Raw genomic sequence first — 17,251 nt, forward strand, 5'->3', positions numbered from 1 at the left:
ACCTGAGACGGATCGTGTAGCCATTTGGCTGGTGAGTTCTCTACCCTTAACAGGCAAGGAGAGCTCCATGAAGAAGCGATTCACCGACGAGCAGATCATCGGCATCCTGCGCGAGGCCGAGGTCGGCGCCATGTCGATCAAGGCCCTGTGCAAGAAGCACAACCTGACCGAGCAGGCCTTTTTCCGCTGGCGCAACAAGTTCGGTGGCCTGGACGTGCCCGACGCCCGGCGGCTCAAGGACCTCGAGTCCGAGAACGCCCGGCTCAAGCGGCTGGTGGCCGAGCAGATGCTGGTCATCGACGGGATGAAGGAGATCGTCCGAAAAAAATGATGACCCCGTCGGAACGACGCGACACGGTCCAGGTGCTGGTCCGTCGGGGTATCTCGCAGCGAAAGGCCCTTCGTTACCTGGGCCTGAGCCGCCGCATCGCCAGCTACGCCCCGCGCCAGGCCGCCAAGGACCAGGCGGTGGCCGAGCGGCTGCTGGCCGCGTCGCCGAAGGTGCCGCGGTTCGGGTATCGCCGCATGGCGGCCTGGTTGGACCTGGGCGAGGCCCGGGTGCGGCGCCTGTGGCGCCAGCTGGGTTTGAACATTCCCCGCCGCCGGCCGCGCCGCCGCCGTTCCGGCAACGACATCCGCCTGCCGGGCGCGGTTCGCCCGAATGCGGTCTGGAGTTACGACTTCGTCCACGACCAGATGGTCGACGGACGCGCCTTGAAGATGCTGTGCGTGATCGACGAATACACCCGGGAGTGCCTGGCGATCGAAGTCGGGGCAAGCCTGCGGGCGCAAGACGTGATCCTGACCCTGTCGCGACTGATGCGGATCTACGGCAAACCGGCCTTTGTCCGCTCCGACAACGGCGCCGAGTTCACCGCGGCCAAGGTGATGCGCTGGCTGCGCGACGCGGCGATCGGCCCGGCCTTCATCGCGCCGGGTAGCCCCTGGCAGAACGGGTTCGTCGAGAGCTTCAACGGCAAGCTTCGGGACGAGCTTCTGAACCGGGAATGGTTCCGCAGCCGCGCCGAAGCGAAGGTGCTGATCGAACGCTGGCGGCAGTTCTACAACGAGCAGCGGCCGCACAGCGCCCATGGCTACAACCCCCCGGCGACCGTTCGCCGGAACTGGTCGGAACCCGATACCATTCACCCCGGACTCACTGCCTGATTGGCTACAAGTTCCATACTCAGGTCAGGGTCACGGACATCACCTACATTCGCACTTACGAGGGCTGGCTGTTCCTGGCGGCAGTGATGGACCTGTATTCGCGCCAGATCGTGGGCTGGGCCACGGCACCGACGATGACCAGCGATCTGGTGCTGCAGGCGCTGGTCGCCGCGGCATGGCGTCGCAAGCCGGGACCGGGCGTGATGGTCCACTCCGACCAGGGCTGTCAGTTCACCAGCAGCGATTGGCAGTCGTTCCTGAAGGCTCACCGGATGGTGCCGAGCATGAGTCGTCGCGGGAACTGCCATGACAACGCGGTGGCCGAGAGCTTCTTCAGCGTCTTGAAGAAGGAGCGGATCAAGCGAAGGATCTACCCGACACGGGCCACTGCGGCATCGGACGTGTTCGACTACATCGAGATGTTCTACAACCCCATCCGCCGACATGGTTCCGCTGGCGGACTGTCACCGGTAGAGTTTGAGAGGCGCTACGCGCAGAACGGCGACTGAGTGTCTACGGAAATCTGGCCGGTCCACCGCGCCAAATGGGCCGATGCACTGTCCATCAGCGTGCGGCCGGTGATCACCTATTGGTTCATGGCGCTGTACTGCGCGGCCAAGACCGCCGCCTTCGTCGGCGCGGTCGATGCAGGCGTCGGATGGATTCCGGCCATCCAGGCCGCCTGGACCGACGCCGACCAAGCCCTATGGGCCGGCGTGCTGAACTTCTGGTTCCTCGGCCGCGTCTTCGACCGGGTGCGCGCATGATTCCGGTCCCGCGGGCGGCCATCGAACTGGCCAAGCGCTTCGAAGGGTTTGAACGCAAGGTGAAGCGCGGCACGGAAATCAGTGCCATCCCCTACGTGTGCCCCGCAGGTTTCTGGACGATTGGTTACGGCCATCTCTGCGATCCGAAGCACCCACCGATCAGCGAGGCCGAAGCCGAGGTCTATCTGGTTCGAGATCTGCAGACGGCACTCGCCGCAACGCTGCGCTACTGCCCGGTGCTGGCCACCGAACCCGAGAGCAGGCTCGCCGCCATCGTGGACTTCACGTTCAACCTCGGCGCGGGGCGGCTGCAGACGTCGACGCTACGGAGGCGAGTCAATCAGCGCGACTGGCCCAGCGCCGCAACCGAGCTGCGGCGCTGGGTCTTTGGCGGTGGCAAGGTGCTGCCGGGGCTTGTCACGCGGCGGGAGGCCGAGGCGACTTGCCTGCTCCGCGCCGCCTGATAGGCCGGGTCGACTCGATCAAATCCCCGGTTGCAGCTCCACACGCACTTCGCGCGTTTTGCCGGCCCGTTCCACTGACAAGACCACCACATCGCCGACCTTCCTGTCGTCTAGCCGCGCGAGCAGCTTAGCCACATCGTCTGTCGCCTTGCCATCAACACCGATGATGCGGTCGCCGGGCACGATGCCTTGCGACGTGACTTCGACACCCGCGAGGCCGGCCTTGTGCGCTGCCGAACCAGGGGTAACACGCAGCACGAACACGCCCTTGCTTCCAGTCAGCGCCAGCAGGCGCTGATTGAGTTGTTCGTCCACCTCAATGCCCAGCGCCGGACGGATGTACTTACCAGTCTTGATGAGTTGCGGGACTACGCGCATGACGGTGTCCACCGGCACGGCGAAACCAATCCCGGCCGAGGCGCCGGAGGGGCTATAGATCGCCGTGTTGATGCCGATGAGCCTTCCTGCCGAATCGAGCAGCGGCCCACCAGAGTTGCCAGGGTTGATGGCGGCGTCGGTCTGGATGAGGTGATCGATGGCCGGGCCGCCCGCTTCTCCGGGTAACGAGCGGTCGAGCGCGGAGACGATGCCGGTGGTGAGCGTCCAGTCCAGGCCGAAGGGGTTGCCGATAGCGAACACCTTCTGACCCACTTTGAGGTCGGCACTGGTGCCGACCGGCACGGCCGGCGGGCGCTTGAAACCGACGCCGATCTTGAGCACAGCGATGTCGTGCGCTGGGCTTACCCCCACCAGCGCGGCCTGGTAGTCGCGGCCGTCGGCCAGTTTGACGGTGGCTTCGGACGCGCCCTGGATGACGTGGAAGTTGGTGACGACGTGGCCGGCGTCGTCCCAGATGAAGCCCGAGCCGGTGCCACGCGGCACGGAGAAGACGTTACGCGTCCAGACATCGCGTACTAATTGCGCGGTGGTGATGTAGACCACCGAGGCGCGCGATTTTTCGAACAGTTCGATGGTGGCTTTCTCGTCCGCCGCCAGGTCGCCGCGCGCCGTCACAGTCCGTTCTGCCGCCTCGCGCGGACTGAACCAGTCCTCGATGGCGGGCAGAAACTGCCACAGCAGCATGAGCGCGGCAATGCAGGCGGTGATGAAGAGCCAGCGACGGATAAAGTGGTCCTGTGGCGGGCGACCGTACGGGTCGGGGTAGGCCATGAGAACTCTCCTGTTGATAGGCAATCAGCGCCATAGCCCGCTCGGGCGCCAGCGCGGCGGGCGCGGCGTCACAGCGGATTCCGGCAAGAAATGGGGCGCGTGAAACGGCAAGGCTGTTGCTGGTCCAGGCGCCAACGTCAGCAGGCGTGAGATACGATCTTGCGTTGCCGGATGGGTGCGCAACCAGGAAGGCTCGGGATTGCCCCATCCCGGCCACAGCCAGGCACGCCAGGAGCGACTGACCCGCTCGATCTTCGCCAGCGCGGACGCCAGCCCTTGCGGGTCGCCGGTCAGTTCCGCCGCGAGGCGGTCAGCGTCGAACTCACGCACGCGAGACAAGCCGAGCTGTGCGAGCAGGGCCAGCTGGGGCGAGGCGGCCAGCAGAAGCAGTCCAGGCCAATTGACCGCCACCGCGCCGGCCAGCAGTGCGGGCAAGCTGAACACAATAGCGATCTGTCCGACCATAGCCAGCAGGCTCGTGAGGCGACTGACGGAATCCGCCAGCCCCATGACACGCAGATCCTCATTAGCGATGTGCGCGACCTCGTGCGCGAGCACACCCGCCAGTTCGCGCGAACTCAGGTTGCGCAGCAGGCCATCGGTGAGGGCGATCGATGCATGCTGCTTCGAGCCGGTGGCGAAGGCGTTGACGACGGCACTGGGCACGTAGTGCGGCACCGGCGTGGCGGGCAAACCGGCACGGGCGGACAGCTCGCGCAACAGAGCCCAAATTTCCGGGGCTTCGTGCGGGCGCAAAGCGCGTGCGCGGTACAGGCGCAAGGTCAAGGCGGATGCGGCTGCCGGTTCCAGCAACAGCGTGCCTGCAACTGCAAACAGCGCGAGCCACAGGCCGCTTTCCCCGAACAGCAGGCTTCCTGCGGTGGCTGCGATCCCGATCAGGGTCAGGACCAACAGCCCAGTCTGCAGGCGGTTGAGCCAGCGGTGTTGCAACAACGCCGCGCGCGGGTCACTGGGATGATGACGGATCATGCTCAGATGTCTTGGCGGCGCGGTCGTCGCGCTCGCGCAGCAGCCAGTAAGTGGCACCGAGCGCCAGTGTGGCTCCTGCAAGCGCGGCGATCTTGCCAGGGCTCGCCTCGGCGTCGAGGATCACGAACTTGCGCGCCAGCGCGATCAGGCCGATGAGGATCACGGTCTTGACCTGGATGATGCTGTCCCGACGCAGCGCCACGCGCACGATGGAATGCTTGAACTCCATCGCGATCAAGAGCGTCATGATCATGCCGAACACACTCTGGAATACCTTGTGATCCAGGGGATTGAAGGCATCGAGGACCAGCAGCGTGAAGACGATGGCGATGAGCTGGAACAGCGACACCACGATGATGACGGCAATTACCGCCGACAGAACGAGGGCGACGACCTGCTCGAAGCGCTCGTAAACCGTCATCAACCGCCACTGGGAGCGCATCTCGTCAAGGGCCGTGTGGCCAGATTCTTTATGCATAAGCGTTGCGCTCCCTCTTTCAATGAAACGTTAATGGAACGGGGAGTCCGAGAAGACGACTCGATTGCACCTGAATCATCGGGGCAATTGCGAAGCCACCCAGCGCATAATGTCCTGCGCGCCCGTGGCGCCCGCCTGACGTGCAACCTCATGCCCCCCTCGGAACAAAATCAGGGTTGGAATGCTGCGAATACCGAACTGGGCGGCCAGGTGAGGCTCGGCCTCGGTATTTACCTTGGCCAACCTCACCTTGGGTTCAAGCAGGGAGGCTGCCTGCTCGAACTGAGGCGCCATCATCTTGCACGGTCCGCACCACGGCGCCCAAAAGTCAACCAGCAGCGGCAGGTCACTGCGCTCCAGATGACGGGCGAAGGTCGCTGTGGTCAGATCAATGGGTTCTCCGGTGAACAGCGGGGGCTGGCACCGCCCGCAATTGGGCTTCTCTGCCAACTTGTTGGCTGGCACGCGATTGATGGATTGGCAGTGTGGGCAGACGATATGAATGCTGTCACTCATGAGGTGGCCCCTTGGGACACAGAGGAAGTAATGGCTCCGGCAGTTGGGTCGCTGTGACATGGGGATTCGAGCTGTAGCCCTTGTGTCAGTTGCCGGATGCTGTATTCATCCAGCGTTTCCCGTGCGAGCAGTTCGCGCGCGCACCGCTCCAGCACTTCCCGGTTGATTTCGAGAATTCGGTATGCACGATCAAACACACCCATCACGATGTCACGGATGGCTTGGTCGATGCGTGTCTGAGTCGATTCGGCTACCCGGCAGCCACCCTGTACCAGTTCAGGCGCATCAAGAAAACGCGGCCTCTGTGCCTCAAAAGCAACGTACCCCAAGCCCTCATCCATGCCGAAGCGCGTAATCATGTCGCGGGCGATGTCGGTGGCCCGCGCGAGATCGTCTGAAGCCCCTGTGGACAGCTCGCCAAACACGAGCTTCTCAGCCGCGCGCCCTCCCAGGAGCACGGCGATCTTGTGCTCCAGGTCGGCACGTGTCATCAGAAATCGGTCTTCGGTGGGCCGCTGCAGGGTGTAGCCGAGTGCACCGATGCCACGCGGAACGATTGAAATCTTGTGTACCGGATCGGTGCCGGGCAGCGCCAGCGCCACCAGCGCATGCCCCATCTCGTGATAGGCCACGGTTTCCCGCTCCTTCGGATTGAGCACACGGTTCTTCCTTTCCAGGCCGGCCACGATGCGCTCGATGGCGGCGGTGAAGTCTTGCAGTTCCACAGCCTGCGCCTTGCGCCGCGTCGCGTTCAGCGCTGCTTCGTTCACGAGATTGGCCAGATCAGCGCCGGAAAAGCCGGTGGTTAGCGCCGCCACCTGTTCGAGATCGATATCCTGAGCCAGCGTCACCTTCTTGACGTGGACCTTCAGGATATCCAGGCGACCTTTCTTGTCGGGCCGGTCCACCAGCACCTGACGGTCGAAGCGACCGGCGCGCAGCAGCGCCTGGTCGAGGATTTCGGGCCGGTTGGTGGCGGCGAGGATGATCAGCCCCACCGAGCTGTCGAAGCCGTCCATCTCGGTGAGCAGCTGGTTGAGCGTCTGCTCACGCTCGTCGTGGCCGCCGATGGGCCCGCCGACGCCGCGTGCACGGCCCAGCGCGTCGAGTTCATCGATGAAGATGATGGCCGGCGCCTGCCCGCGCGCCTGCTCGAACAGGTCGCGCACCCGCGCCGCGCCCACGCCGACAAACATCTCGACGAACTCCGAGCCGGAGATAGAGAAGAACGGTACCCCGGCCTCGCCCGCCACGGCCTTGGCCAGCAGGGTCTTGCCCGTGCCGGGCGGGCCAACCAGCAACACACCTTTCGGGATGCGCGCGCCGAGGCGGCCGTAATCCTGCGGGTTCTTCAGGAAGTCGACGATTTCGACCAGCTCGGCCTTGGCCTCATCGACACCCGCGACATCGGCAAAGGTGACGCCGGTGTTCTTCTCCATGAACACCTTGGCGCGGCTCTTGCCGATGCTCAGGAAGCCGCCCATGCCCTGCTTCTCGGCGAAGCGGCGGAACAGGAAGAACCAGACGCCGAAGAAGGCCACCGCCGGCAGAATCCAGGAGAGCACATCACGTAGCCAGGTGCTTTCCACCACCCGCGCGTAAGGCACGTCGTACTTGGACAGCCGCTCGGCCAGGTCGGGTTCGACGCGAGTGGCCACGATGGTGGTCTTGCCCTGGCTGTCCGGCGATTTCAGGCGCCCGGTGACCGTGCGGTCCGACACCAGCACTTCGGCGACGCGCCCCTCGGCCAGCGCCTTCTCGAATTCGCTGTAGGGCACGGGCTCGACGGTCTTGGCCGCCTGCCAGTAGTTCTGCAGCGTCAGCAGCAACAGGCCGGCGACGATCCAGTAGCCAATGTTCCATTGATCTTTCTTTTCCATGGCAATGTTCCTCGCAAGTCGTGCCGCTAGAGAATGGGGGTGAACAGACGGGCCACCCCGTCGCGCAAGCGGATGGCCAGCGGGCGGGCGCGCAACGCCATGGCCGATATCTCGTTCGATGCATCACGGGCGGCATCAAAAAGGGATTCCAGCCGCGTAGACAGCGCGGTGTCGTACACCTCCACATTGAACTCGAAGTTGAGGCGCAGGCTGCGCGCATCCCAATTGGCCGAACCCAGGCAGCACCACTGGCCGTCTATCAGCATCAGCTTGCTGTGGTCGAACGGGCCAGGCCGTTCGAAGATGCGTACACCGTGCTCCAGCACCTGCCAGTAGTGGGCGCGCGCGGCCCATTGCACCGTGGGATGGTCGCCGTTTGCGGGCGTCAGCACCTCGACGCGCACGCCGCGCAACGCGGCCGTGCTCAGCGCCGCGATCATCGGCTGATCGGGCACGAAGTAAGGTGTCCAGATGCGCACCGAATGCTTCGCCGCGCTCAAAGCGCCCATGAAGGTCCAGCGCAGCCGGTCCAGGGCCTCATCGGGACCGGCCTCGATGCCGCGCGCCCAAGAGGTTCCTTGCTCATCAGCCGTTGCGGGCGGTTCGCCCCAGAAACCCTCGTTGAGCCGCTCGCCCGTGGTATCGCACCAATCGTCGGTGAAGCACCGCATCAGATGCGCAACCACCGGCCCGCGCAGACGAAAGTGCAAATCGTGACAGGCCTGCTCCGGCGCATCGGGCCGCCAATACGGGCTGACGATGTTCATGCCGCCGGTGAAACCCGTCTCGCCATCGATCACCAGCAGCTTGCGGTGATTGCGCAGATGAGCGGCATGCAGGCGCGCGGGAATCAACGTCGGGTTGAACGTCGCCACCGGAACGCCGGCGCGCTGCAAGGCGCGGTAGGCGCTGCGGGGCGTCCAGCGGACATACACGTCGTCGATCAGCACCCGTACTTGCACGCCGCGCTCATGAGCCCGGCGCAGCGCATCGACGAACTGCGCCCCGATGCCTTGGCTGTCGAAGATGTACGAGGTCAAGGCGACGCTGTACCGCGTCGATTCGATGGCGGCGAGCATGGCCGGGTAGGCCTGCTCGCCATCGACAAGCGGCTCGATGCGGTTGCCGCCGGTCAGCGACTGGCCGGTGGCGCGTCCCACTAGGTGGGCCAGACCGGCAAGCGGCGGCGATACAGCCTCGGGCATCGTGGGCGAGAGGTCCTGCCGAGCAGCAGGATCTGCCCCCGAGAAGAGCCGCCGCGCCCGCCGCTGGTAACGGTTGATGCCGAACAGCCCATACAGCAGCGAACCGCCCAGCGGCAACAAGGCGATCAGCAGTACCCACAGCGTGGCCGATCGAGGGTCACGCTTGTAGATGACCGCGTGCCCCGCTGTGGGGATAGCGACCGCCAGCGACACGAGGGTGGCTGCCCATGTCAGCCCGTTGGGGTCGGACACGACAGCCTCCTCATGACTCAAGATTCGCCGCCCGCTGACTTCTTCTTGCGCGCAGGCTTGCTCGCGTCGCTAGGCGGCGTCTCGGCCGCGTTCGCGGCATCGGGCTTCTCAGGCTCGGCCGGCTTCGCGGGTGGCTCCTGGCGCTCGAAGACCACCCGTTCGGCCTTGTCGTCCCAGCGGGCGCTGACGTGATCGGCCTTGCCGATACCGCCACCCAGCATCTCGCGCGCCAGTGCCGTCTCCAGCTCGCTGCGGATCAGCCGCTTGAGCTCACGCGCGCCGAACTCGGGCTTGTAGCCTTCCTCCGCGAAGTGATCGATCAAGGTCTGGTCGAAGGTCAGCGTCACGCCCTGGCTGGCGGCGTTGCGGGCCACACGATCGAGCTGCAGGCCGACGATATGGCGGATCTCCTCCTTGCCCAGCGCGTGGAAGACGATGATTTCGTCGATGCGGTTGAGGAACTCGGGGCGGAAGTGTCCGCGCAGCACGTCCATCACCTCGGCCTTGGTCTTCTCGTATTCTTCGCCGGCGGCGCCACGGGCCTTCAGCCGACGCTGGATGATGTCCGAGCCCAAGTTCGAGGTGGCGATGATGATGGTATTGGTGAAATCCACCACCCGGCCCTTGCCGTCGGTGAGCCGCCCGTCGTCGAACACCTGCAGCAGGATGTTGTAGACGTCGGGGTGAGCCTTCTCGATCTCGTCCAGCAGCAACACGCTGTAGGGCTTGCGACGCACCTTCTCGGTGAGCTGGCCGCCCTCGTCATAGCCCACATAACCCGGAGGCGCGCCCACCAGGCGTGCCACGGTATGGCGTTCCCCGTACTCGGACATGTCGATGCGCAGCAGCGCACCTTCATCGCCATAGATGGACTCGGCCAGCGCCTTGGCGAGCTCGGTCTTGCCCACGCCGGTCGGCCCGAGGAACAGAAAAGTCGCCACCGGCTTGCTGCCTTCGCGCAGGCCCGCGCGCGACAACCGCACGGCATCGGCCACCGCGCGCACCGCTTCGTCCTGGCCCACCAGGCGCTCGTGCAGCCGCTGCTCCAGATGCAGCAGCTTCTCGCGTTCTTCCACCGTCAGCTCGTTGACCGGAATGCCGGTCAGACGCGAGACGATCTGCGCGACATGCTCGGCCTTGACTTCGGCGCTGCCCGAGGCGCGCTCGCGTTCCCATTCCTCGACGAGCTTCTTGAGTTCAGTCTCCTTGGCCTCGATGCGCTTGCCCAGCTCGGCGGCCTTGTCGTACTGCTTGCGCGAGGCCACATAGTCCTGCTCACGCCGTAGCTGGTGCAGTTCGGACTCCAGCTCTTGCACCGCCACCGGGCGGGCCGTGGCCGACAGCTTCACGCGTGCGGCCGCCTGGTCGAGCAGGTCGATGGCCTTGTCAGGCAAAAAGCGCGCGGTGATGTAGCGGTCCGACAACTCGGCGGCGGCGATAATCGCATCCTCGGTGATGCTGACCTTGTGGTGCGCCTCGAAGGTGTCGCGCAGGCCGCGCAGGATCATCATGGTCTGCGCTACCGTCGGCTCGGGCACCATCACCGGCTGGAAGCGACGCTCCAGCGCGGCGTCCTTCTCGATGTACTTCTGATACTCGTTGAGCGTGGTGGCGCCGATCAGGTTCAGTTCGCCGCGCGCCATCATCGGCTTGAACACGTTGGCCACGTCCAGCCCGCCTTCGCCGCCACCCTGGCCTGCACCGACGATGGTGTGCACCTCGTCGATGAAGAGAATCAGCTCGCCCTGGTGCTCGGTCACTTCCTTGAGCACCTTCTGCACGCGCTCCTCGAACTCGCCCCGGTACTTGGCGCCAGCCACCATGGCATTGATGTTGAGTTCCACCAGGCGCTTGTCGCGCAGCGTCTCAGGCACTTCGCCGGCCACCATGCGCTGCGCCAACCCTTCGACGATGGCGGTCTTGCCGACGCCGGGCTCGCCGATCAGCACCGGATTGTTTTTCTTGCGCCGGGCCAGCACCTCGATGGTGGTCTCGATCTCCTGCGCACGGCCGATGACTGGATCGAGTTTGCCCTCGCGCGCCATCTTGGTGAGGTCGCGCGAGTATTTATCCAGCTCGGGCGTGTTGGTCGGCGTCTCGGCGCGGCCATCCTCGGCCCCTTTGCCGACCACCTTGCTTACCTGCTGGCGCAGCGCTTGTGGCGTGAGGCCGTAACGGCGCAGCAGGTTGGCCGCCAAACCTTCGCCTTCCTCGGCGAGCCCGATCAGGAAATGCTCCGGCCCGACATAAGAGTGGCCGAGTTCGTTGGAGGCCACGAAAGCACGGCTGAGCGCGTCCTTGACCCGGGGCGACACGCCGATCTCGCCCTCGAACGGCTTATCGCCGCGCTTGGCTTCGGATTCGATCTGGCGCTTGAGGTCATCGACCTTGATCTTGAACTGCCCCAGGATGGTCTTGACCACGTCGCTGCCGGATAGCGCCAGCAGCAGGTGTTCGGTATCGACTTCGGCGCGCCCGAACTCTGCAGCGTGTCGGGCGGCCTCCTGCAATAGGGCCTCGGACTGTTCGCTGATACGGCTGGCGAGCCCACTGCCGCGACGGCGCGCGGTGCCCGTACCGGCCGGGGCGGGTTCGCCGAACGAGGCATCGACGACCTCGTCGGTATCGGCCGCCATGGACGGTGCGTCGTCACCGATGCGGAAGAAGTCGCTGCCAAGGAAGTCTTCGAACAGCCCGCTGCGCGAGCCGAACAAGGCTTCCAGCGGTGAGACGGTGCGCTTTTGCTGGCGCACCAGTTGGCGATAGTGATCGTCACACAACAGCATGGTGCTGTGGCGACCATTGAGATTGGCTTCCACCCGCACCGTGGCGGGTTGGCCGCAGACTTGGCATTGTTTTCTGGCCATGCTGATGCTCCTGTAAAGATCTGACGAGGCCCCGCCGATCACGGTCATCTCTTTGTGGTTTTTGAGAAAAACGCGCTGCCCCGCGTCAGCCGTTGATCGGGATCGAGCGCCCCTGCTTGGGCGTACTGGCCTCGCGCTTTTCCATCGTGATCGTGAGCACGCCGTTCTTGAAAGCGGCCTTGATCGTGTCCTGGTTGGCATCGGCCGGCAGGTTCAGAGCGCGCTGAAAGCTGCCGTAGGAGCGCTCCACCCGGTGGAAACCGCCGTCTTTCGTTTCCTGCTCCTGACGCTTTTCACCGCGCACCAGCAGCACGTCGTTGTCGAGCGTGATCTGGATGTCTTTTTCCTCGACGCCGGGCACTTCCAGGGCGATCTTGTACTGCTTGTCGGTCTCCTGGATGTCCAGCGCCGGTTTCAGCAGGCCCGGCCACTCCGACGGCCAGCGTGGCATGGCCAGCGTCGGGAAACCGAAGCCTCGAAACGCGTCGTCGAACAGGCGATCGATCTCGCGATGCAATTGCAGGATGGGGCTGACCGGCCCACCCGCCACCGGCAGGTCATTGCGCTGCACCGGCAGCGAGGCAGTGCTCTGTTGTTCTTCCTGCTCCTTCTTGAACCAGTTCCAGGGAGCCAATTGCTTAAAATCAATGTCCATGTCACACCTCCAGAAGAAAAATTGAAGACTCTCGCTCACGCCGTTTGCCTGCGGCGACGGACAGCGCGCCCAGACGACACGGAGTGTTCCGCTGACTTTGGCTGCTCATCTGTGCGTATCACCTCCTTCTTTCTGCCTGCTTGGATCTGATCATTGATCCATCGATCGATTTCACTTTGACGAAACCGCCACGTCCCGCCGACCTTGAAGGCCGGAATCTCCCCGTGCGAGGCGAGCCGGTAAAGCGTCCGCTTGCCGACTTTCAAGTAGGCAGCCAACTCGTCGAGTGTGAAAATCGCCTGCTGGCGCGCTGTCATATCACCCCCACAAGTTCCGCCTTCGTACAGCCTCAATCGAGGATTTTTTGCAAAACCTTGCAAGAACATTGCGCCTAACATGCAGGAAGTCAAGAGTCAACATCCCGCGATCTGCTTGGCGAATGATGTGACTCAAATTTCCAGAGAGGGTGTGCTGGGGCAGTCCGATCCGGCGATAGGCAAAGGTTTAATCGGGAGCGGATGCCGCCGTGTTTCGAAACGTCGGTACTTGTCGACATCTACCGACGAAACGGAACAAGTGCCGACGCGGGAAGACCTTTCTGGATTGCCACTACCATCCACGCCGGCAGGTGAGTCCTGGTTTCGAGCACGGCGTTCCAGTCATCCCGCCCGATGCGCCCAACCAACTTGCCGACGTGGTTTCGGCGAGGTCCGGGCCAAGCCATTCAAGGGCTATGACGACATCACCGGCGAGACTATCGCCCAGCACCAACATCCACCTGGGGGCACGGCGGATCTCGATGACCTGCTTGCCGAGATTGAGCGTCCGCGCGCGGCCGTCGGTCAGGTAGATCTGTCGGACGGGGACCTGCGTGGTCAGCCCCAGGGCACTGGCCGCAGCCGCGCCATGACGGACGATGGCGTGCCCCGTGATGCGCGTGAGGGACTGGACCAGTTTGTCGGCGGGCGGCGGGACTGGACCGAAGCGGCTGGCCGTCACGGCGACGTACATGCCGCGCGCCACGCGCCTCAAACGCCCATGCCGTGCCAAGCGAACCAACTGCCGCGACGCTTGATCGCGATTGACCAAGTGCTCCAGGTCCAGGCTCCTGAGCAAGGCGCCCTCCGGCTGCGCATCGATCCAGCGGCTGACGATCTCAGTTTGTTTGGCCATGGGCAACGACCGCAGACTGGCTGGTTGATATCTGCAGGCACGACTCCTCGTAGGCTTCGATGTCGACTTGGCGGTAAATCACCCGACCACAGAGTTTCAGGAATTTCGGCCCAATTCCCACGCTACGCCAGCGTTCGAGGGTGGCTTCGCTGATACTCCAGCGGGCGGCCAGTTGTTTTTGATTGAGGTGAACGACGTCCATCTTGGTCTCCTTCCGCATGAGTTGGCAGGAGTCCATGAAGGCGCTGTTCGGTCCGCCAGCCAGGTCAATTCAGAAGACGCGCGGTTACTACGGGAGATCGTTCAGCTCGTAGCTGGTACTGCGCCCGCCCGCATTCGATTTCCGCAGCACGCCGCGCGCGAGCAGGTCGTTGATGTCGCGCAGCGCCGTGTCTGGCGAGCACTTGGCGATCGCCGCCCACTTGCTGCTGGTGAGCTTACCTTCAAAGCCATCGAGTAGCCGGTTGAGCAATTTCACCTGTCGCTCGTTCAAAGGTGTGGCTGCCCAGTGCTGCCAGAAGCGTGCCTTGGTCAGCACGGCATCGAGGGTGTGCTGCGCCTGATCGACGGCGCGATGCAGGGTGTCGAGGAACCAGGCCAGCCACTCGGTGACGTCCATGGACCGCTTCTGGGTGCGCTCCAGAATATCGTAGTAGGCCTTGCGCTCCCGCTGGATCTGCGCCGACAGGCTGTAGAAGCGCTGCGGGCTGCCGTCGGCGCGCGCCAACAGCAGGTCGCCGATGGCCCGGGCGATACGGCCGTTGCCGTCGTCGAACGGGTGCAAGGTCACGAACCACAGATGGGCAAGCCCCGCCTTGACGAGCGGTGGCTCACCCGAGTCCGCATTGACCCATTCGAGGAAACGACCTGTCTCGGTCTCCAGTCGATCGGCGGGCGGCGCCTCGAAATGCACGCGCTGGCGGCCGATGGGGCCGGAAACCACCTGCATGGGGCCACTGGCGTCGTCGCGCCAACTGCCGACCTTGATCCTGGAGAGGCCGGAGTAACCAGTGGGAAAGAGCGCCGCGTGCCAGCCGAACAACCGCTCGCGGGTCACCGGCGCCGCGCAGTTGACCGTGGCGTCGAGCACCATCTCCACCACGCCTTCGACATGACGATCGACTGGAGCCAACGCCCCGATGTCGACGCCCAGCCGGCGAGCGATGCTTGAGCGCACGGACTCGACGTTGAGCTGCTCGCCCTCGATTTCGCTGGTCTTGACCACGTCTTCGGTGAGCGCCGCCAGGCTGGCCTGATCGCGCAGCGCCATGCCCACGTCGGCCAGACGCCCCAGCAAGAGCCCTTGAGCACGACTCACATCCGCCATAGGGCCAGCGAGCGCCGCCAGGTCGAAGCGCCAGTCCGGCCAGTCACTGGCCTGCCAGATGTACTTGTAATCGCCGCTGTTCATGCGGAGATTATGGGCTTCATTCTCCGCATGCGCAAGTTATTCACCGCATATAATGCGGCGATAGAAGGTGCGATTCCCCGCACCCCGGGCTGCCTTACCCCGGAATGGGTGTGAATGGGTGTGCTCTTGGTCGGGAGGACGGACGCGGGTTCAATTCCCGATTCCGGAATCGAACCGGACCAGAGAAGCATACGAATTTGAACGGCCATATCGGTGACCGATCCACGGGAAAAACCGCTTGATCGTCCGCTGCCTCTGGCCTGTCAACCCCCGCTTTTCGCAGCAGCCAGCAGGACTTATCAACTTGCCGGAACGCCGGTATCGCGTACTTTCTTCAACGGTCGTTTGGCGCGGGCTGCCGCCCCACCACCAATATTCCAGACAAGGCCCGGGCAACCCCCGGGCCTTGTTCTTTTCCGGCTTCCGCTGCGATGCTCGCCGCCTCGCCGGTCGCGGCACGGAAAGGAACGCCATGGCACCCCGTCCCTGGATCGCCCTCGCCCTGCTGGCGGGCCTCGTTTCCGCCCCATCCCATGCCGGGATGCGGGTGTTCCCCGATCCCGCCGCCACCGGCCAACGCATTGCCGCGAACGTGGGCGGCCGCACCGCGCCGCATCCGCAAGGCATCGCCCACCAGTGGCCCGGCGTCTACTTCGAGACCGCATTCGATGGCAGCGAGGCCGTATTCGAGCTGGTTCATCCGCCGCTGGCCCTGCACGTGCTGGTGGACGGCGAGCGCATCGACACGCTGCGCCAGGCCACGCCGGGGCGCTACCGCGTGACCGGACTGGCCCCGGGCCGGCACCAGCTTCGCCTGGAAACGGCGAGCGAAAGCCAGTCCAGCGTGCATGTCTTCGGCGGCTTCCTGCTGCCGGAAGGGAGCAAGCCGGCGCCGATGCCGCTGCGGGCACGCCGGATCGAGTTCATCGGCGACTCGCATACGGTCGGCTACGGCAGCATCTCCACCCACCGCGAATGCAGCAGCGAGGAGGTCGATGCAACGACCGACACCAGCGCAGCCTTCGGCCCGCAGGTGGCGAAGCACTACGGCGCGGACTACCGGATCAATGCCATTTCCGGCCGCGGCGTGGTCCGCAACTACGACGGCCACGATGGCGACACCCTGCCCGTCGCCTGGCCCTACCTGCTGCTCTCGCACGAACACCCCGACAACGACGCCTCCTGGCAGCCGCAGCTGGTGGTGATCGCCCTGGGCACCAACGACTTTTCCACCGCACTGCACGAGGGCGAACCCTGGGCCGACCGCGCCGCCCTGCGTGCCGATTACGTGCGCACGTATGCCGGCTTCGTACGCCAGCTGCGTGCACGCTGGCCGCAGGCGCACTTCGTGCTGTGGGCCACCGGCTTCTTCGAGGGGGAAATCCGCGAGCACGCGCGCCAGGTCGTCGAAACCCTGCAGCGCGAGGGCGAGCACCGGATCAGCTTCCTGCCGGTCGACGGCCTGGACATGCAGGCCTGCCACTGGCATCCATCGGCGGCCGACCATGCCCGCCTGCGCGACGCGCTGGTGGCGCACATCGATGCCCTGCCCCCGCCCTGGGAAACGCCCGTGGACTGACTCAGTGCGCGCGCCTGCGCCACGGCCGCCGTGCGCGGAACAGCACCAGGTAGCTCCCGGCGACCCAGGCCAGGCCCGCGGCCCAGCCGGCCAGCACGTCCGAGGGGTAATGCACGCCCAGGTACAGGCGCGACAGCCCCACCAGCAGCACGAACGCGGCCGCCGCCGCCACCACCGGCCAGCGCCAGCGGGTGCGCCATGCCAGCAGGATCGCGACCATGGCCAGGGTCATCGAGCCCATGGCATGGCCGCTGGGGAAGCTGAAGGTGGTCTCCGGGGCGATCGATTCCCACAGGTCCGGGCGCGCGCGCTGGAAGCTGTGCTTGGCGGCCAGGTTCAGCAGCGCCGAGCCGACGAAGGACACCACCGCGAAGGTCGCCTCGCGCCACTTGCGCTTCAGCAACAGGACCAGCGACAGCAGCACGTCGAGCGGGATCACCCCGTACTCGTAGCCGGCATGGGTGACGGCGACGAAGAACGCGTCCAGGCGCGGCCCGGCCAGGCCGTTGAGCCAGCGCAGCAGCGCCTCGTCGGCGTGCACCATTTCCTCCAGCTCGTGGACCTCGTCGGCCAGCTCGGCGAACAGCCACAGCGGGGCCAGCACCCCGAGGAACAGCAACAGCAGCAGGCCCAGCCTGCGGCGCGGCGGCAGCACCGGCGCCGCGGAGTCTCCCGGA

The 17,251-nt window shown here is 65.0% G+C and carries 17 protein-coding genes and 1 pseudogene; 5 read left to right on the plus strand and 13 right to left on the minus strand.

From position 1 onward, the window contains the following. Window positions 1-67: 67 nt before the first annotated feature. The 4 genes and pseudogenes from EIM47_RS09960 (at window position 68) to EIM47_RS09975 (ending at window position 2,398) form a co-directional block, all read left to right on the plus strand. A protein-coding gene (locus EIM47_RS09960) for an IS3 family transposase (protein WP_125076800.1) occupies window positions 68-1,167 on the plus strand; the annotation gives its coding sequence in 2 pieces (ribosomal slippage) (window positions 68-317 and window positions 317-1,167; 1,101 coding nt in all). A gap of 20 nt (window positions 1,168-1,187) precedes the next feature. After that, a pseudogene (locus EIM47_RS09965) lies at window positions 1,188-1,676 on the plus strand (IS3 family transposase); the annotation flags it as partial. Further along, a complete protein-coding gene (locus EIM47_RS09970) occupies window positions 1,677-1,934 on the plus strand; it encodes a hypothetical protein (protein ID WP_232210984.1) in 258 nt (85 codons plus the stop codon). Next, the gene (locus EIM47_RS09975; RefSeq protein WP_028914932.1) at window positions 1,931-2,398 is read left to right on the plus strand and encodes a lysozyme; all 468 of its coding nucleotides are present in this window, start codon (window positions 1,931-1,933) and stop codon (window positions 2,396-2,398) included. The genes EIM47_RS09970 and EIM47_RS09975 overlap by 4 nt, the downstream gene beginning before the upstream one ends. Before the next feature lie 18 nt (window positions 2,399-2,416). Here EIM47_RS09975 and EIM47_RS09980 read toward each other — a convergent pair whose 3' ends face one another. From EIM47_RS09980 to EIM47_RS10035, 12 genes are all read right to left on the minus strand, one after another. After that, window positions 2,417-3,568: a trypsin-like peptidase domain-containing protein gene (locus EIM47_RS09980; protein WP_019400019.1), complete on the minus strand. Its 1,152-nt coding sequence runs from the start codon at window positions 3,566-3,568 to the stop codon at window positions 2,417-2,419. Between the two features lie 24 nt (window positions 3,569-3,592). Next, window positions 3,593-4,558, minus strand: coding sequence for a zinc metalloprotease HtpX (locus EIM47_RS09985; RefSeq protein WP_125076801.1), 966 nt, complete (start codon window positions 4,556-4,558; stop codon window positions 3,593-3,595). Next, window positions 4,536-5,036 carry a phosphate-starvation-inducible PsiE family protein gene (locus EIM47_RS09990; protein WP_037034643.1) on the minus strand — a complete coding sequence of 167 codons (501 nt, stop codon included), beginning with the start codon at window positions 5,034-5,036 and terminating at the stop codon, window positions 4,536-4,538. The genes EIM47_RS09985 and EIM47_RS09990 overlap by 23 nt, the downstream gene beginning before the upstream one ends. A 75-nt stretch (window positions 5,037-5,111) precedes the next feature. Further along, window positions 5,112-5,552 carry a thioredoxin TrxC gene (trxC, locus tag EIM47_RS09995; protein ID WP_125076802.1) on the minus strand — a complete coding sequence of 147 codons (441 nt, stop codon included), beginning with the start codon at window positions 5,550-5,552 and terminating at the stop codon, window positions 5,112-5,114. Continuing rightward, entirely contained in the window at window positions 5,549-7,432 is a 1,884-nt protein-coding gene (gene ftsH / locus EIM47_RS10000) for an ATP-dependent zinc metalloprotease FtsH (RefSeq protein WP_125076803.1), read from the minus strand. The genes trxC and ftsH overlap by 4 nt, the downstream gene beginning before the upstream one ends. 26 nt (window positions 7,433-7,458) lie before the next feature. Beyond that, complete coding sequence (cls, locus tag EIM47_RS10005) at window positions 7,459-8,889, minus strand: cardiolipin synthase (protein WP_125076804.1); 1,431 nt, start codon at window positions 8,887-8,889, stop codon at window positions 7,459-7,461. 17 nt (window positions 8,890-8,906) lie between these two features. Next, window positions 8,907-11,756, minus strand: coding sequence for a heat shock survival AAA family ATPase ClpK (clpK, locus tag EIM47_RS10010; RefSeq protein ID WP_026010803.1), 2,850 nt, complete (start codon window positions 11,754-11,756; stop codon window positions 8,907-8,909). Window positions 11,757-11,841: 85 nt separating this feature from the next. Next, entirely contained in the window at window positions 11,842-12,411 is a 570-nt protein-coding gene (locus EIM47_RS10015) for an Hsp20/alpha crystallin family protein (RefSeq protein WP_125076805.1), read from the minus strand. A 35-nt stretch (window positions 12,412-12,446) separates the two neighbouring features. Further along, window positions 12,447-12,728 carry a helix-turn-helix domain-containing protein gene (locus EIM47_RS10020; protein ID WP_084220814.1) on the minus strand — a complete coding sequence of 94 codons (282 nt, stop codon included), beginning with the start codon at window positions 12,726-12,728 and terminating at the stop codon, window positions 12,447-12,449. Between the two features lie 292 nt (window positions 12,729-13,020). After that, window positions 13,021-13,584: a DUF6088 family protein gene (locus EIM47_RS10025; protein ID WP_125076806.1), complete on the minus strand. Its 564-nt coding sequence runs from the start codon at window positions 13,582-13,584 to the stop codon at window positions 13,021-13,023. Further along, window positions 13,568-13,786, minus strand: coding sequence for a DNA-binding protein (locus EIM47_RS10030; protein WP_125076807.1), 219 nt, complete (start codon window positions 13,784-13,786; stop codon window positions 13,568-13,570). Before EIM47_RS10030 ends, EIM47_RS10025 begins: the two co-directional genes overlap by 17 nt. Window positions 13,787-13,873: 87 nt before the next feature. Then, window positions 13,874-14,995 (minus strand): Fic family protein, encoded by a 1,122-nt coding sequence (locus tag EIM47_RS10035; RefSeq protein WP_029577187.1) that lies wholly within the window; start codon window positions 14,993-14,995, stop codon window positions 13,874-13,876. A gap of 472 nt (window positions 14,996-15,467) precedes the next feature. Here EIM47_RS10035 and EIM47_RS10040 point away from each other — a divergent pair, with 472 nt between their 5' ends. Next, on the plus strand, window positions 15,468-16,574 hold the full coding sequence (locus EIM47_RS10040) for an SGNH/GDSL hydrolase family protein (protein WP_050992271.1): 1,107 nt from the start codon (window positions 15,468-15,470) through the stop codon (window positions 16,572-16,574). 1 nt (window position 16,575) lies between these two features. Here EIM47_RS10040 and EIM47_RS10045 read toward each other — a convergent pair whose 3' ends face one another. Next, the gene (locus EIM47_RS10045) at window positions 16,576-17,229 is read right to left on the minus strand and encodes a phosphatase PAP2 family protein (RefSeq protein WP_240626211.1); all 654 of its coding nucleotides are present in this window, start codon (window positions 17,227-17,229) and stop codon (window positions 16,576-16,578) included. Window positions 17,230-17,251 lie beyond the last annotated feature (22 nt).

It is taken from the genome of Pseudoxanthomonas sp. SGT-18, assembly GCF_003931645.1.
GTDB lineage: Bacteria > Pseudomonadota > Gammaproteobacteria > Xanthomonadales > Xanthomonadaceae > Pseudoxanthomonas.

Coding starts and splice junctions, on each gene's coding strand:
- EIM47_RS10030 (WP_125076807.1), bottom strand. CDS start 13,786: ATGGACGTCGTTCACCTCAATCAAAAACAACTGGCCGCCCGCTGGAGT.
- clpK (WP_026010803.1), bottom strand. CDS start 11,756: ATGGCCAGAAAACAATGCCAAGTCTGCGGCCAACCCGCCACGGTGCGG.
- EIM47_RS10020 (WP_084220814.1), bottom strand. CDS start 12,728: ATGACAGCGCGCCAGCAGGCGATTTTCACACTCGACGAGTTGGCTGCC.
- EIM47_RS10040 (WP_050992271.1), top strand. CDS start 15,468: ATGGCACCCCGTCCCTGGATCGCCCTCGCCCTGCTGGCGGGCCTCGTT.
- trxC (WP_125076802.1), bottom strand. CDS start 5,552: ATGAGTGACAGCATTCATATCGTCTGCCCACACTGCCAATCCATCAAT.
- EIM47_RS10015 (WP_125076805.1), bottom strand. CDS start 12,411: ATGGACATTGATTTTAAGCAATTGGCTCCCTGGAACTGGTTCAAGAAG.
- EIM47_RS10035 (WP_029577187.1), bottom strand. CDS start 14,995: ATGAACAGCGGCGATTACAAGTACATCTGGCAGGCCAGTGACTGGCCG.
- EIM47_RS09980 (WP_019400019.1), bottom strand. CDS start 3,568: ATGGCCTACCCCGACCCGTACGGTCGCCCGCCACAGGACCACTTTATC.
- EIM47_RS09985 (WP_125076801.1), bottom strand. CDS start 4,558: ATGATCCGTCATCATCCCAGTGACCCGCGCGCGGCGTTGTTGCAACAC.
- EIM47_RS09975 (WP_028914932.1), top strand. CDS start 1,931: ATGATTCCGGTCCCGCGGGCGGCCATCGAACTGGCCAAGCGCTTCGAA.
- EIM47_RS09990 (WP_037034643.1), bottom strand. CDS start 5,036: ATGCATAAAGAATCTGGCCACACGGCCCTTGACGAGATGCGCTCCCAG.
- ftsH (WP_125076803.1), bottom strand. CDS start 7,432: ATGGAAAAGAAAGATCAATGGAACATTGGCTACTGGATCGTCGCCGGC.
- EIM47_RS10025 (WP_125076806.1), bottom strand. CDS start 13,584: ATGGCCAAACAAACTGAGATCGTCAGCCGCTGGATCGATGCGCAGCCG.